The sequence below is a fragment of the Pseudooceanicola sp. DL12 genome (genome assembly GCF_056270665.1).
Window position 1 is genome coordinate 2,884,312 of the sequence record NZ_CM149884.1, and the last position, 14,945, is coordinate 2,899,256.

Annotated in this window: 12 protein-coding genes; 7 read left to right on the plus strand and 5 right to left on the minus strand. The window is 67.7% G+C overall.

The annotated features are described in order from the left end of the window. Positions 1-42: 42 nt before the first annotated feature. Entirely contained in the window at positions 43-1,347 is a 1,305-nt protein-coding gene (locus tag AC0WR5_RS13465) for an NAD(P)/FAD-dependent oxidoreductase (RefSeq protein ID WP_475863836.1), read from the plus strand. A 60-nt stretch (positions 1,348-1,407) separates the two neighbouring features. Here the strand turns inward: AC0WR5_RS13465 and AC0WR5_RS13470 are convergent, their stop codons facing one another. Beyond that, entirely contained in the window at positions 1,408-3,081 is a 1,674-nt protein-coding gene (locus AC0WR5_RS13470; protein ID WP_475863837.1) for an MFS transporter, read from the minus strand. A 111-nt stretch (positions 3,082-3,192) separates the two neighbouring features. Here AC0WR5_RS13470 and AC0WR5_RS13475 point away from each other — a divergent pair, with 111 nt between their 5' ends. Both AC0WR5_RS13475 and AC0WR5_RS13480 read left to right on the plus strand, forming a co-directional pair. Further along, a complete protein-coding gene (locus tag AC0WR5_RS13475; protein ID WP_475863838.1) occupies positions 3,193-3,639 on the plus strand; it encodes a MarR family winged helix-turn-helix transcriptional regulator in 447 nt (148 codons plus the stop codon). A gap of 109 nt (positions 3,640-3,748) precedes the next feature. After that, on the plus strand, positions 3,749-4,969 hold the full coding sequence (locus AC0WR5_RS13480; protein ID WP_475863839.1) for a DegT/DnrJ/EryC1/StrS family aminotransferase: 1,221 nt from the start codon (positions 3,749-3,751) through the stop codon (positions 4,967-4,969). A gap of 21 nt (positions 4,970-4,990) precedes the next feature. On the opposite strand, the gene AC0WR5_RS13485 is transcribed toward AC0WR5_RS13480, so the two are convergent. The 3 genes from AC0WR5_RS13485 to truA all read right to left on the minus strand — a co-directional run bounded on the left by AC0WR5_RS13485 (position 4,991) and on the right by truA (position 7,732). Next, complete coding sequence (locus AC0WR5_RS13485) at positions 4,991-5,644, minus strand: hypothetical protein (RefSeq protein ID WP_475863841.1); 654 nt, start codon at positions 5,642-5,644, stop codon at positions 4,991-4,993. 157 nt (positions 5,645-5,801) lie between these two features. Then, a complete protein-coding gene (locus tag AC0WR5_RS13490) occupies positions 5,802-6,758 on the minus strand; it encodes an isopenicillin N synthase family dioxygenase (protein WP_475863842.1) in 957 nt (318 codons plus the stop codon). 206 nt (positions 6,759-6,964) lie between these two features. Further along, on the minus strand, positions 6,965-7,732 hold the full coding sequence (gene truA, locus AC0WR5_RS13495) for a tRNA pseudouridine(38-40) synthase TruA (protein WP_475863843.1): 768 nt from the start codon (positions 7,730-7,732) through the stop codon (positions 6,965-6,967). Between the two features lie 147 nt (positions 7,733-7,879). On the opposite strand from truA, the gene AC0WR5_RS13500 reads away from it, so the two are divergent. From AC0WR5_RS13500 to ileS, 4 genes are all read left to right on the plus strand, one after another. After that, entirely contained in the window at positions 7,880-9,322 is a 1,443-nt protein-coding gene (locus AC0WR5_RS13500; protein ID WP_475863845.1) for a YcjX family GTP-binding protein, read from the plus strand. Then, positions 9,319-9,786, plus strand: a complete 468-nt coding sequence (locus AC0WR5_RS13505) for a GNAT family N-acetyltransferase (protein ID WP_475863847.1) — start codon at positions 9,319-9,321, stop codon at positions 9,784-9,786. The genes AC0WR5_RS13500 and AC0WR5_RS13505 overlap by 4 nt, the downstream gene beginning before the upstream one ends. Continuing rightward, positions 9,783-10,817, plus strand: coding sequence for a YcjF family protein (locus AC0WR5_RS13510; RefSeq protein ID WP_475863848.1), 1,035 nt, complete (start codon positions 9,783-9,785; stop codon positions 10,815-10,817). The genes AC0WR5_RS13505 and AC0WR5_RS13510 overlap by 4 nt, the downstream gene beginning before the upstream one ends. A gap of 338 nt (positions 10,818-11,155) precedes the next feature. Then, positions 11,156-14,131, plus strand: coding sequence for an isoleucine--tRNA ligase (gene ileS / locus AC0WR5_RS13515; protein WP_475863849.1), 2,976 nt, complete (start codon positions 11,156-11,158; stop codon positions 14,129-14,131). 70 nt (positions 14,132-14,201) lie between these two features. Here the strand turns inward: ileS and AC0WR5_RS13520 are convergent, their stop codons facing one another. Beyond that, positions 14,202-14,858 carry an HD domain-containing protein gene (locus tag AC0WR5_RS13520; RefSeq protein WP_475863851.1) on the minus strand — a complete coding sequence of 219 codons (657 nt, stop codon included), beginning with the start codon at positions 14,856-14,858 and terminating at the stop codon, positions 14,202-14,204. Positions 14,859-14,945: the final 87 nt, after the last annotated feature.

Sequence of the window (14,945 nt, forward strand, 5' to 3'; positions counted from 1 at the left end):
GGAGGCACCGCCGCTCTTGCGGCGGTTCCCGAAAGGACCCCGATGAAGCTGCTCTATTCCAACGACCGCCCCGGCGAATATCCCCGGAGCTGGTACGCCGCCACGGCGCCCCTGATGGATCCGCTGCCTGAGCTGCAGGGCGCAATCCGGGCCGACGTGGCCATCGTGGGCGCCGGCTACACCGGCCTGTCCGCCGCGCTCCATTGCGCGCAGGCGGGGCTGTCGGTGGTGGTCCTCGAGGCCCAGCGGGTGGGCTTCGGCGCCTCGGGCCGCAACGGCGGTCAGTTGGGCTCGGGCCAGCGCCCCTACCAGGACGATCTGGAGAAATGGGTGGGGCCGGAGGATGCCGGCAAGCTCTGGCAGCTCGGAGAAGAGGCCAAGGATCTCGTCAAATCCCTCGCCGCCACCCACGACATCGACTGCGAGCTGAAGCCCGGCGTTGCCTGGACCGGCTGCTCGCCCGCAGAGGCCAGCCACCTGCACGATTATGCAGAGCTGCTCTCCTCCCGTTACGGCTATGACCGGATCGAGGTGCTCGACGCCGAGGCCTCGCGTGCAATCTGCCCCTCGCCCGCCTACCACGGCGGCATCCTCGATCATGGCGCGGCGCATCTGCACCCGCTGAAACTGGCCCTCGGCCTCGCCCGCGCGGCGCTGGCGGCCGGCGCCACGATCCACGAGAATTCCGAGGTGCTCTCGCTCACTCCCGGCAACCCCAACCGCCTGACTACCGCCAACGGCAGTGTCGAGGCCGGGCATGTGCTGCTCGCCGGCAACGGCTATCTCACGCCGCTGCACCGCGAGCCCGCCCGCCGGGTCATGCCGATCAACAATTTCGTCGCTGCCACCGAGCCGCTGGGCGAGGAGGTGTCAAAGGTGCTCACCCGCGACATTGCCGTGGCGGACAGCAAGTTCGTGGTGAACTACTTCCGCCTCTCGCCTGACAAGCGCCTGCTCTTCGGCGGCGGCGAGAGTTATGGCTATCGCTTCCCGGCCGATATCGCCACCAAGGTGCGCAGGCCCATGGTCGAGATCTTCCCGCACCTGAAGGACGTGAAGATCGACTACGCCTGGGGAGGCACGCTCGGCATCACCATGAAACGCGCGCCCCTGCTGGCCCGGCTCAGCCCCACGGTACTGTCCGCATCGGGCTATTCCGGCCACGGCGTCGGCACGGCCACCCATGCCGGTCAGCTCATGGCCCTGGCGATCACCGGCCAGGCCGCCGGTTTCGACACGATGTCGCGCATGCCCACCCCGGCGTTCCCCGGTGGCGGCGCCCTGCGCTCGCCGTTGCTGGTCCTCGCCATGACCTGGTTCGCCCTGCGCGACCGGCTCGGCGTCTGACCCCGAAATGAATAGGCCCCGCCGCAAGGACGGGGCTTTCTTCTTTTTTCGGCTCGGGTCTCAGGCAGCCCGAACTTCCGGCACCACGACCAGTTCCATCGCGGCCCCTGCTTCGGCCATGGCCTCGGCAAAGCTGCCGTGCAGCCGATCGCCCGCATCCGCCGCGTGGCGCCCGCCCAGCACCAGGTGCGTGGCCCCGGCCTGGGCGGCCCGCGCCGCTGCAGCACGTGCCGCAAGCCCGCTGCCGGCCTCGATCACGGCTTCGCGCGCCGTCAGGCCCGCCGCCTCGATTCGCGCCCGGGCATTGGCGATGATCGCCTCGGCCTCGTCTCGGCTTTCCAGCGGTTGCCCGCCGTCGTCGAACACCTCGCGCATCCGCACGTGCAGGGCCAGCACCGGCGCCGCCCCGGCCCCGCGTGCCAGCGCGATGGCCCGGTCGAGCACCACCGCATCGCTGTCGCTCCCGTCGACTGCCGCACAGACGGGTGCCGGGCCTGCCGGCACCGCCACCGGCGCCTCATGCGACAGGTGGCTGCGCCGCGCGTACATGATCACCGGCGCCAGAACCGCCGCCACGGCCGCCACGGCAAAGGCCGGCATCACGCCAAAGCTCTCGGCGATGCGCGGCACGGCAAAGGGCGCCACGACGCCCGCAAACCAGCGCAGAAAGTTGTATCCGGCCGAAGCAACGCCCCGCGGCGCATCCGACACCTCGAGCGCCAGCTCGGTGAAGAGCGTGTTGCAGACCCCCATCACCGCGCCGCTCAGCACGACGCAGAGCGCCAGCACCATCTTCGGTGCCACTCCCATGACGATCAGCAGAACCGCCAGGCCGACGAGGCAAACCGTGATCACCGGCAGCAGGCCGAACCGCGCCTCGACCCGCGGCGCCACGAAGACCGAGGTAATCGCCAGGCAGAGGCCCCAGCCGAAGAAGATCAGCCCGACGGCATGGGCCGACATGCCCAGCACGAAGGGCGCGAAGGCCAGCACGGTGAAAAAGGCGAAGTAGTAGAAGAAGCCGGCGAGCGACACGGTGAACAATCCGCCATGGCCCAGCGCCCGGATCGGAGCGCTGAGCGAGACCTTCTGTGCCGGCTTCGGCAGTTTTGGCAGGAAGATCGCGATCGAGACAAAGCCGATGCCCATCAGCGTTGCCGTGCCGTAGAAGGGATAGCGCCAGCTCATCGCGCCGAGCGCGGCGCCGATCAGCGGCCCGCAAGAGAGCCCCAGGCCGATCGCCGCCTCGTACAGCAGCACCGCCTTGCCTGTTCCGCCGCGGGCCACCGCCACCAGCACCGACAGCGCCGTCACCACGAAGAAGGCATTGCCCAGGCCCCACCCCGCGCGGAATCCCACCAGCGCCGCGACCGAATTGGACGTGCCCGCCAGCGCCGCGAAGACCACGATCAACGCCGCGCCGAGCAAAAGCGTGAAGCGGGCCCCCATGCGGCTGCTGACATAACCGGTGATCAGCATCATCACCGAGGTGACGAAGAAATAGGAGGTAAAGAGCAGCGACACATCCGCCGGGCTGGCGTCCAGCGCCGCCGCGATCGAGGTCAGGATCGGGTCGACGAGACCGATCGACATGAAGCCCACGATACAGGCAAAGACCGTCGCCCAGACCGCCGTTGGCTGGTCGAGTATCCCGCCACCGGCCCCGCTATCGGCCGTGTTGGGGTCACGGGGATTATCGCCGCCCGCGTCCGGCACAGAAGCATTCTCTGGCATCGTCTTTCACTTTCGGAAATCTCTTGCGTTCTCAAGGACAATTGCGGCCCTACTCTCTTGCCGTTCCGAAATCAAGTTGTATAGTACAAGTAAATTCACAAGGAATTACAGATGTCCAATTCCGCATCATCTGCTGCCCTCAGGGACCTCGAGAGCGAGCTCGCACAGCTTGTCCGCACGCTGGACTCCACCTACCGCCGGCGCGGACACCCGATGGAACGGGCGCATTACCTGCTGCTGCTGGAACTGCTGGATGGCCCGCGCGCCAGCGGTGACCTGGCCCAGCGGCTGGGCCTCGATCATTCCACCGTCACCCGCCAGATCACCGCCATCCGCAGGCTCGGCTATGTCCGCAGCCTGCCCAATCCAGACGATGGCCGCTCGACCCTGATCGAGGCCACCGAGGAGGGCCGGCGCATCTGTTCCGAGATGCAGGCGGTGCGCCTCGAACGGCTCGATGCCCTGCTCGAGGGCTGGGACACCGGCGAGCGCGCCCGTTTCGCCGACGACCTGCATCGCCTGAACGGCGCCCTGCGCCGCCGCGCCACCACCGGCTGAGCCCCCCCGCCCGGCGATCATCCGCGCGCGTTACATACTATTCATTTTGCCACCGGGTGGTTTTGGTTTAGCTTTCCCGAAAGAAAGTTTCAGGAAAGCCGAAGACCATATGACCCTTCCCCCCAATGTCTATGATGCCGAGCCGATCCCCGAAGCCGCCCGCGCCGAGATCGAACGCCTCCTGACCTCGGGCGACCTCTTCCGCTACACCGCTCCCGAGAATGCCCCCGTCACGCTGCTCGAAACCGAGTTCGCGGCGATGATGGGCAGCCGCTATGCCCTCGCCGTCTCCTCCTGCTCCGCCGCGCTCTTCCTTTCGCTCAAGGCGCTCGACCTGCCCCGCGGCGCCCGGGTTCTGATACCCGGGTTCACCTTTGCCGCCGTGCCCTCTGCGGTGGTCCATGCCGATTGCACCCCCGTGCTCTGCGAGGTGGGCGAGAACTACCGCATCGACCTGACCGATTTCGAGGCCCGGCTGCGCGGCGTGCAGGCCGTGATCATCAGCCATATGCGCGGTCATACTTCCGACATGGACGCGATCATGGCGCTCTGCGACGCCCGCGGCATTCCCGTGATCGAGGATGCCGCGCATTCCCTCGGCACCACCTGGGGCGGCCGCAACATCGGCACCATCGGCCGCATCGGCTGTTTCTCCTTCCAGAGCTACAAGCTGGTGAACTCCGGCGAGGGCGGCATCCTGGTCACCGACGACGCCGAGCTGGTGGCCCGCGCCATCATCATGTCCGGCGCCTACGAGCACATGTGGAAAAAGCACAAGGCCCGCATCGGAGAGAATTCCGACGACCTGATGCAGGCCCTTGCCCGCTGGCAAAACCAGCTGCCGCTCTACAACCTCCGCCTCTCAAATCTTTCCGCCACGATCGTGCGCGCCCAGCTGCCGGAGGTGCCCCGCCGCGTCGCCGATGGCCGCCGCAATCACGATCACACCGCAGCCCGGATCGCCCAAAGTCCCTGGATCGACGTGCCCGCGAAACTCCCCCCCGAGGAACGCGCGCCCGACAGCCTTCAGTTCAACCTGACCGGCCTGTCCGACGCGGAAACCCAGGCGTTTCAGGCAGCCGCGGCTCGCCGAGGGATCAAGGTGCAGGTCTTCGGCATGTCAACCGACAATGCCCGGGCCTTCTGGAACTGGCAGTTCATCGAGGACCTGCCGGAGCTGCCCCGCACCCGCGCCATGCTGATGCGCGCCTGCGACTGTCGCCTGCCCGCACGGCTGACCCTGGCCGAATGCGACCTGATCGCCGATGCGCTGGTGGCCGCGGCCGAGGATGTCATGCAGGACGCCGCAGAGCCCGCCTACGGCACCTGAGCACGGCCTCGGGCACGCCCTTCACAGGCGCTCCCGGTCGAGGCCCAGCGCCTCGGCCATCTGCCCCTTGAAGGCGGAAATCGCGTCCTGCAGCGCCTGCTCGCTGTCGATCTGGTCCAGCGCCCAGCGCTGCGTCATCGCGCGAAAGCCGCGATCCTCGCGCTGGATCGGCCGCCCCGGTTCGGCGCCTTCCATGGGCTCCGGCCCATAGAAATCATCCCAGTAGTCGACGGTCTTCTCGCCATCCGCCTGCCATTGATAGGCGATCAGCTCGAACCGGCTCTCGGCCTCGGCAACATCGCCCAGGGCCTGCGGATCCGGCCCACCGTCCCCGCGCGGCGCCGCCCCCCGGGTGAACTGGCTGTCGGCGCGCCAGATGGCCATGACGAACCACTCCCCCGGCGTGATGGTCCAGCGCCGCTGACCGGCCCGATTGTAGACGACGGTTGTGGCGTAGAGCGGAATGAAATCCCAGGTCCAGCGATCACACGGATCGACCGAACGCGTCGGCGGCATGTCGTGGTTCGTGGCGCACCAGTTCGCAAAGCTCAGCCCGTCAAAGGCCCCGCCCGCGCATCGCATCATCTCCAGCACGCGATCCTGGTAATATGCGACACTGCGATAGGCGCGGCGCACTTCGGCAAGCGTAGCCGTCCAGTCAGCCGTCTCCGACATGAAAAACCCCCAAGGTTCCAATTCGATTTTCACAAATTTCTTGTCCTGCGCCGAACACGCCGGCGCCGCTCTCGAACCCATCTCAAATCGTACAATACACGAAGGCACGTCATGCGGGGGGCCTCTCCAACCGGAGGGACGCCCCGCATGTCTCCCTCTACGAATTCGCCGCGGCGAACTTGCCCATCAGGTAAGGCCCTGAAATCGTGGCCTCGTCTCCATCACCGGCCACCGGCTTCACTTCCGCATGCCAGTTGGGCTGGTGAAAATAGGCCATCGACATGCGCCGCTTCGTGGCCCAGTCGGGCGGTGTCACCACCCGGTGCAGGGTCGAGACCCAGCGCCCACCCGTCCAGAGCGTCATCAGGTCGCCGATGTTGATGACAAAGGCACCCTCCACCGGCGGCACGCCCCGCCATTCTTCCTCCGGCGTCAGGATCTCTAGCCCGCGGGAGCCCGGCTCCGGCAGCAGGATCGTCAGCGAACCGTAATCGGTATGCGCCCCGGCCCGCAGCTGCCCCTCTTCCGGTGCTGCCTCCTGCGCCGGATAGTTCAGGGCCCGAAGGCCGGAAATCGGCTGATCGATATAGGGCGCGAAATGGTCCTGCGGCAGGCCCAGCGCCACCGCGAATACCTCCATGATCCGCCCGGCAAGATGCTCCATCTCGCGGTAGTAGGCCTGCCAGGCCTCCTTGAAGCCCTCCGGCGCCTCGGGCCAGGGGGTGGGCGCGAAACAAAAGGCCAGTGCATCGGGATCGGTCTCTCCGGCGGGAATGCTGCCCGGCCCGCCGTTGAAACTCTCCTTCAGATCGGGCGGCGTCTCTTCACCGCGCGATTTCGCCAGCGCCTCGGTGCCGCTGGCAAGGTAGCCATAGGGTCCACCCGGCGGCGGCGTCAGCTTCTTCTTCTCCTCAAGCGGCAGATCGAAAAAGCTACGTAACTTTCCCCAGACCTCCTCGATCACCGCCTCGGGCACCCCGTGGTTGCCCACGGCCAGGAACCCGGTCTCGCGGCAGGTACGGTCCACCTGCGCACCGATCCGCTTGCGGCCCTCCTCGTCGGCCGAAGCAAAGGCCCCCAGGTCGAGGATCGGGAAATCGGTGATGTCGGACATGCTCTGTCCCTCCGCTGCGCTGGTCACGGGCCCAGTTTCGGCATGGTGGCCCGAGTGTCAATTCCACCCGCCGGGCAGGCGCCCAATCCTCTCGGCCACGCCCATTTTCCGCTCACCGTCGCCGCGACCGGTCCCGCCCCACCATGAGCGCCGCCCATATGGCGCCGCATGAAATCACGGCCCGGGGGCTCCGTCAGGCGCCGCCTTCAGGCAAAGACCTCTTCGGGATATTGCACCCCGGCAAGGTAGAGCCCCTCCGGCGGGCAGACAGGCCCGCAGGCCGCACGGTCGGCGGCCTCCAGCGCCTCTCGCACCTTCTCCGGCGCCCAGGCGCCCGCCCCCACCCGTTCCAGCGTGCCGACGATGGAGCGCACCTGATTGTGCAGAAAGCTGCGCGCCCGCAGGCGGAAGTGGAACTCGGTGCCGCCCGGCGTCTCCACCTCCTCGATGGTGATCTCGTCCAGCGTCTTCACCGGGCTCGCCGCCTGGCAGATCGAGCTGCGGAAGGTGGTGAAATCATGCTTGCCGATCAGATGCGCCGCGCCTTCACGCATGGCGTCAATCTCGAGCGGGTTCTTCACCTGCCAGACCAGCCCTGCCGCATGGGTCGCAGGCGCCCGTCGGACCAGCAGACGAAAGAAATACCGCCGCTCCAGCGCCGAGAACCGCGCGTGCCAGTCACCGGCCACCTCGGCCGCCGCCACGATGGCCACCGGCTGCGGTTTCAGATGAAAGTTCAGCGCCTCGCTCAGGCGGAACGGATCCCAGTCCTTCTCCATGTCGCAATGGGCCACCTGGCCAAGGGCATGCACCCCCGCATCCGTTCGCCCCGCCGCGGCAATCGTATGCTCGCGCTTTTCCAGCCGCGCCAGCGCGGCCTCGATCGCCCCCTGCACAGAGGGCTGGTCGGCCTGCCTCTGCCAGCCGGCAAAGGGGGCACCGTGGTATTCGACTTTCAGGGCATATCTGGGCATGTCCTGCCCTTACGCAAAAGGCCCGCGCGCGGCAATACCCTGCCCCGCCCCCGCGCCAAGGCGCAGCGGCAAATCCCGCCGCACCTTGGAAAAACGCCGCCCGCCATCTATCTAGGAAGGCAAGCACCAAGGAGGCAGGACAGCAGTTTGGCACCACGGATCACTTCGGGGATATCCTCGGGCATCACATCGCTTGCCGATGGCGTGACCCGACAGATCGAAAGCCTCGGCGACAGCGTCTCCGAAACCTTCTTCGAACCGGTCGTGCGGCTGGGTGTCACCGGGATGGCCCGTGCCGGCAAGACCGTGTTCATCACCTCGCTCGTCGCGAACCTGCTGAACCGCGCGCGCATGCCCCAGCTCGTCGCCAATGCCGATGGCCGGATCCTCGCCGCCTACCTGCAGCCACAGCCCGACGACACCCTGCCGCGCTTCGACTACGAGAGCCACCTTGCCGCCCTCACCGGCCCGATGCCCCATTGGCCCGAGAGCACCCGCTCGATCTCCGAACTGCGGCTGTCGTTCCGGGTCCGCCCGGCCGGGCTGCTCGGCGGCGTGTCCGGCCCCCGCACCGTGCACCTCGACATCGTCGATTACCCCGGCGAATGGCTGATGGACCTCGGTCTGATGGAGAAATCCTATGCCCAGTGGTCCGCCGACGTGCTCGCCCGGATGGAGCGCCGCGACTATGCGCAGTCCTTCCTCGAGTCCGCCCGCGCCGCAGGTGGCAAGGACAGCTGGCAGGAGCCCGAGGCGCAGGCCCTCGCCCGCGCCTATACCGCCTATCTCTCGCAGGCGCGCCTGCACGGAATGTCCGATGTCACCCCCGGCCGCTTCCTTCTGCCGGGGGATCTCGAGGGCTCGCCGGTGCTCACCTTCGCCCCGCTGCCACCCGAGGAGCGCGCGCCCCGTCGCGGCCTCTGGCGCGAGATGGAACGCCGCTTTGAGGCCTACAAGGCGCGCGTGGTCAAACCCTTCTTCCAGAACCATTTTTCCCGGATCGACCGGCAGGTGGTGCTGGTCGACGCGCTCACCGCCATCCACTCCGGCCCCGCCGCTGTCAATGACCTGAACCGCGGCCTCGACGGGATCCTCCAGGCCTTCCGCCCGGGCCGCAACGCCTGGCTCTCGCGGCTGCTTCTCGGCCGCCGGGTCGAGCGCATCCTCTTCGCCGCCACCAAGGCCGACCACCTGCACCATTCCCAGCACGCCCGCCTGACCGCCATCATGCAGGCGCTGGTCGAGGGGGCCGCCTCCCGCGCCGATTTCGCCGGCGCCAAGACCGCCGCCATGTCCATCGCCTCGCTGCGTACCACGGTCGAGGCCCAGGTCCGCCACGACGGCGTGATGCTCGACGCGGTGCGCGGCACGTTGCTCGACAGCGGACGCCAGGCCGCCATGTATCCCGGCGAACTTCCCGAGGATCCCTCGCGCATCACCCGCGGCCATCTCGCCGGCGACAGCTGGCTCGACGGCGACTACTCGGTGATGACCTTCGCCCCCGCCCATATCTCGCTGAAACCCGGCGAGGGCCCGCCCCACATCCGCCTCGACAAGGCCGCGCAATTCCTGATCGGAGACAAGCTTTGACCGGCACGCCCCTGATCGAACAGGCCCGCCTCGCCGATATCTTCGGCGTCGCCGCCGTGCTCTGGAGCTTCACCCGCGCCACCGAATGGATGCCGCAGAAACGTGGCCGAGGGCAGGATCTCGCCCTTCTCGCGCGCCTCATCCTGCGCCGCTCCGTCCGCCTGATCCGCGACGCCGAGGGCCCCGTGGCCTTCATCGCCCGCGAGGGTGGCCTGGTGCATGCCCTCTACGTCCATCCCCGTGCCCGCCGCCTCGGCTTCGGCCAGGCCCTGATCGCAGAGGCGAAGGCCGCCTCGCCCTTCCTCGCCCTCTGGACCCCGGTCGAGAGCAACACCGCGCGCCGCTTCTACGCCGCCTGCGGTTTCGTCACCGCGGGGTACGGTGACGGCTCCGGCAACGACGAATCCCTGCCAGAGGTGCTGATGGTCTGGCAGACCTCCCGGAAAGAGGAGAGCGCCGCATGAGCGACGAACAGCCCCCCCGGCCCCCGCGCCCGGTGATCATCGAATATGCAGACGACGCTGGCGCCCCCGGCCCCGACAGCGCCCCCCCGGTGCCCGAACCCGGCATCCCCGGCGGCCCGCAGGGCAGCGCGATGCAGACTGCGGCGACGCTGGCGGCGCGGCGCGGCTCCCGCCTCGGACGCTGGTTCTGGTCGCTGCTCGTACTCCTGCTGGGCGTAGTGATCTCCACCGCCGCCTGGAACTACGTCACCGCCCTGGTACTCTCCACCCCCTGGCTCGGCTACACGGTGGCCCTGCTCATCGTCGCCTTCCTGCTGGTGGTCCTCGCCATCGTCATCCGAGAGGCCACGGCCTTTGCCCGCCTCGCCCGCATGGACAAGCTCCATGCAAAGGCCGAGGAAGCCATCGCGCTCGACGATCTGGCAAAGGCACGCGACTTCTCGAAGAGCCTGACCACGCTCTACGCACACCGCCATGACCTGAAATGGAACCTCGACCGCTTTGCCGAGCGCCGCGACGAACAGCTCGATGCCACCTCCCTGCTCGCCCTTACGGAACAGGAGCTGCTGACGCCCCTCGATGCCGCCGCCCGGCGTGAGGTCGAGGCCGCCTCGCGGCAGGTCGCCACCGTCACCGCGCTGGTGCCGCTGGCCTTTGCCGATGTCGCCGCCGCGCTCTCCTCCAACGTCCGCATGATCCGCCGCATCGCCGAGGTCTACGGTGGCCGCTCCGGCACCCTCGGCTCCTGGCGGCTGCTGCGGGCTGTGATGACCCATCTTGTCGCCACCGGTGCCGTGGCCGTGGGCGACGACCTCGTGGGCTCGGTGCTGGGTGGCACGCTCCTCGCCCGCCTCTCCCGTCGCTTCGGCGAAGGGGTGGTCAACGGGGCGCTGACCGCCCGCGTCGGCGTCGCCGCCATGGAGGTTTGCCGCCCGATGCCCTTCTCGAAAGGCAAGCGCCCCCGGGTCACCTCGATCATCCAGACCTCGCTCACGGGCCTCTTCGGCAAGGATGACGGCAAGGAGACATAGGCCCGAAGCTGGCATGGACGTCTCCGGCCCAACGCCTCCGGCGGGGATATTTCTCGCCAGATGACAGGGAGCCGTCGCCCGCCCCTCAGGCCCCGCCGGCTCTTTCATCTGGCCGGAAATATCCCCGCCGGAGGCACCGGTGCAAGGCACCGGTTCGACCCACTGGACGATGCGCGACCTCCGGCGTATAAGCGCGCCCATGATGACACGGGCCTACGCAATCATCATTCGAATTATTTGCCCGGCGCTCTGAGCACGAGCCGCCGGGACAAGGCGTATGAACCTCCGCGCCGCCCTTCCTTTTCCTGACATCACGACCAGAGAACGGACCACGAAAGATGTGCGCCGACACGCCTGACTACAAAGATACCCTGCAACTGCCCGAAACCGATTTCCCCATGCGCGCGGGCCTGCCGAAACGCGAACCCGGCTGGCTGGAGCACTGGGCCAAGATCGGCGTCTACGACCGCCTGCGCGACAAGGCCACGGCGGTGAAGGGCACCGATGCGGAACGCAAGCCCTTCACCCTGCATGACGGCCCTCCCTATGCCAACGGTCACCTGCACATCGGGCACGCGCTGAACAAGACGATCAAGGACATGATCGTGCGCTCGCACCAGATGATGGGCTTCGATGCCCGCTACGTGCCCGGCTGGGACTGTCACGGCCTGCCGATCGAGTGGAAGATCGAGGAACAGTACCGCGCCAAGGGCCTGAACAAGGATGACGTGCCGGTCGTCGACTTCCGCCAGGAATGCCGCCGCTTTGCCGAGGGCTGGGTCGACATCCAGCGCGAGGAATTCAAGCGCCTTGGCATCACCGGCAACTGGGACGATCCCTACCTGACGATGGATTTCCACGCAGAACGCGTGATCGCCGAGGAATTCATGAAGTTCCTCATGAACGGCGCACTCTACCAGGGCTCCAAGCCCGTGATGTGGAGCCCGGTGGAAAAGACCGCCCTCGCCGAGGCCGAGATCGAGTACCACGAGCACCAGTCCGACACGATCTGGGTGCCCTTCTCCTTCGCCAGCGCCGCCGCCGGAGCCGAGGATCTGACCGCCGCCCGCGTCGTCATCTGGACCACCACCCCCTGGACCATCCCCTCGAACAAGGCCGTGGCCTACAACCCGGGCATTTCCTACGGCCTCTACGAGGTGACGGGCACGCCCGCGGAATGCTGGATGTCGGTGGGCGATACCTACGTGCTGGCCGATACCCTGGCCGAGGACACCTTTGCCAAGGCGCGCCTCGAGGCCGGCCAGTGGACCCGCGTCCGCGACGTGGCCACCGCCGAGTTCGAGGGCGCGATCCTCAAGCACCCGTTCAACGGCGCCGACTGGGCCGAGGGCTACTGGGACTACGAGGTGCCGATGGTCGATGGCGATCACGTCACCGATGATGCCGGCACCGGCTTCGTGCATACCGCGCCCAGCCACGGCGCCGACGACTACGAGGTCTTCGTCAAGCGCAACTGGCTCGACCGGATGACCCATAACGTCGGCGAGGACTCCGAGTTCCTGCCCCATGTCCCCTTCTTCGCCGGCCTCCGCGTCTTCGATCACAAGGGCAAGCCCGGCAAGGCCAACAAGGAGGTCATCGCCAAGCTGGTCGAGACCGGCTCGATCATCGCCCGCGGCCGGGTCAAGCACTCCTACCCGCACTCCTGGCGTTCCAAGGCGCCGGTGATCTTCCGCAACACGCCGCAGTGGTTCGCCGCGATCGACCGCGAGGTGGGCGGCAACAACACCTACGGCAAGACGATCCGCGCCCGTGCGCTCAACTCGATCAACGAGCTGGTCAAGTTCACCCCGCAATCGGGCCGCAACCGTCTCTACTCGATGATCGAGACCCGCCCCGACTGGGTGCTCTCGCGTCAGCGTGCCTGGGGCGTGCCGCTCACCTGCTTCACCCGCAAGGGCGCCCTGCCGACGGACGCCGACTTCCTGCTGCGTGATCCAGAGGTCAACGCCCGCATCGCCGCGGCCTTCGAGACCGAGGGCGCCGATTGCTGGTACGCCGAGGGCGCCAAGGAACGCTTCCTGGCGGGCTCCGTGAACCCGGAGGAGTATGATCAGGTCTTCGACGTGCTCGACGTCTGGTTCGACTCCGGCTCGACCCATGCCTTCGTGCTGCGCGACCGCGAGGACGGCACCGAGGACGGCATCGCCGATGTCTACATGGAGGGCACCGACCAGCACCGCGGCTGGTTCCACTCCTCCCTCCTGCAGGCCTGCGGCACGCTCGGCCGCGCGCCCTATCGCAACGTGGTCACCCATGGCTTCACGCTGGACGAGAAGGGCAACAAGATGTCCAAGTCGCTCGGCAATACCATCGTGCCGGAAGAGGTGATCAAGCAGTATGGCGCCGATATCCTGCGCCTCTGGGTGGCCCAGGCCGATTACACCGCCGACCAGCGGATCGGCCCGGAGATCCTGAAGGGTACCGCCGACAGCTATCGCCGCCTGCGCAACACCCTGCGCTTCATCCTCGGCAACCTCGCCGGGTTCACCGACGAAGAGCGGATCGAGTACGAGGACATGACCGAGATCGAGCAGATGATGCTCGACATGGTCGCCCAGCTCGACCAGGAGGTCCGCGCCGGCTATGCCGCCTTCGACTTCCAGGGCGTCTTCACCAAGGTGTTCAACTTCGCCACCGTCGCCCTCTCGGCACAGTATTTCGACGCCCGCAAGGACGTGCTCTACTGCGATCCGATCGACGGCGCGCGCCGCCGTTCCACGCGCACGGTGCTCGACATCCTGTTCCACCGGCTGGTCACCTGGCTGGCGCCGATCCTGCCCTTCACAATGGAAGACGTCTGGCAGCACCGCTTCCCCGGCGAGGAAAGCTCGGTGCACCTGCAGGATTTCCCGCCGTTCCACGCCAAATGGCTGCGCCCGGAACTGCGCGAGCGGTTCCAGCTCACCCTGCGCCTGCGCCGCGTCGTCACCGGCTGCCTGGAGATCGAGCGCCGCAACAAGACCATCGGCTCCTCCCTCGAGGCCGCGCCGATCGTCTACGTGCCCGAGGAATACGCCCAATACGCGGAATCGGTCACCAGCCAGCGGTTTGCCGACCTCTGCATCACCTCGCATATCGAGGTGCGCGTGGCGCCGCCGCCCGAGGGGGCCTTCACCATCCCCGAGATGCCGAACGTGGGCGCGGTCTTTGCCCCGGCCGAGGGCGAGAAATGCGAACGCTGCTGGAAGATCCTGCCCGACGTGGGCACCCACAGCTTCCCCCACGTCTGCGAGCGCTGCAACACCGCCCTCAGCCATGCCGAGAAGCAGGATCCCTTCCACCGGCACTGAGGGCGTCTCCGCAAACGAACAAGGGCCCCGCTTCGGCGGGGCCTTTTCCTTTTCCCGGTCCGGGCGCTGCTCAGGCGCCGATTTCCATCAGAAGCCGGTCGCGAAACGCCGCAAGGTAGGCCGTGCGCACCTCCGCCATTGCACGGCCCGTTGCCGTCTGCATGCCTTCGCCCAGGGTCAGCAGCTTGGCCGGGAAATGGTCCAGCGCCCATTGCCTGTCGTCCACCGGGCGTTGCGCCGCGCCCGGATCTTCGGGATCATAGAGCGGGCGGCCCAGCTGCCCCGCCACCATCATCGTGCGCGCCAGGCCGATGGCCCCCAGGGCATCGAGCCGGTCTGCGTCCTGCAGGATTCTCGCTTCTTCGGTCTCGGGCGCGATGCCCGCGGAAAAGGAATGCGCCTCGATCGCATGGCAGACCGCGCGGATCGGCGCCTCTGCCATGCCGCCTGCGCGCAGGATCCCAGCCGCCGCCGCGGCCGACTGCCGCGAGGCCCCGGCCCGGTCGGGCGCGTCCTTGGGCAGGTTCACAAGGTCATGGAACACCACCGCCGCCATCAGCACCGCGCTGTCGGCCCGCCCCCCCTCGCCGCGCGCGATCTGCACCGCATTGGCCCAGACCCGGCGAATGTGGGCAATGTCATGGGCAGGGTCGGCAGCGTCCTTCCAGGCGCGCATCAGAAGCGCTTCCAGCTCTGGATCGGGGCGGTCGGGATATCTCTCTGTCATACCCCCTGCTAGGCAATTTCACCTGCGCTGCACAGCCCCATCACATTGCCCCCCGCACTGGGCTCCCGCATGGCCCCCCCTCTCCGG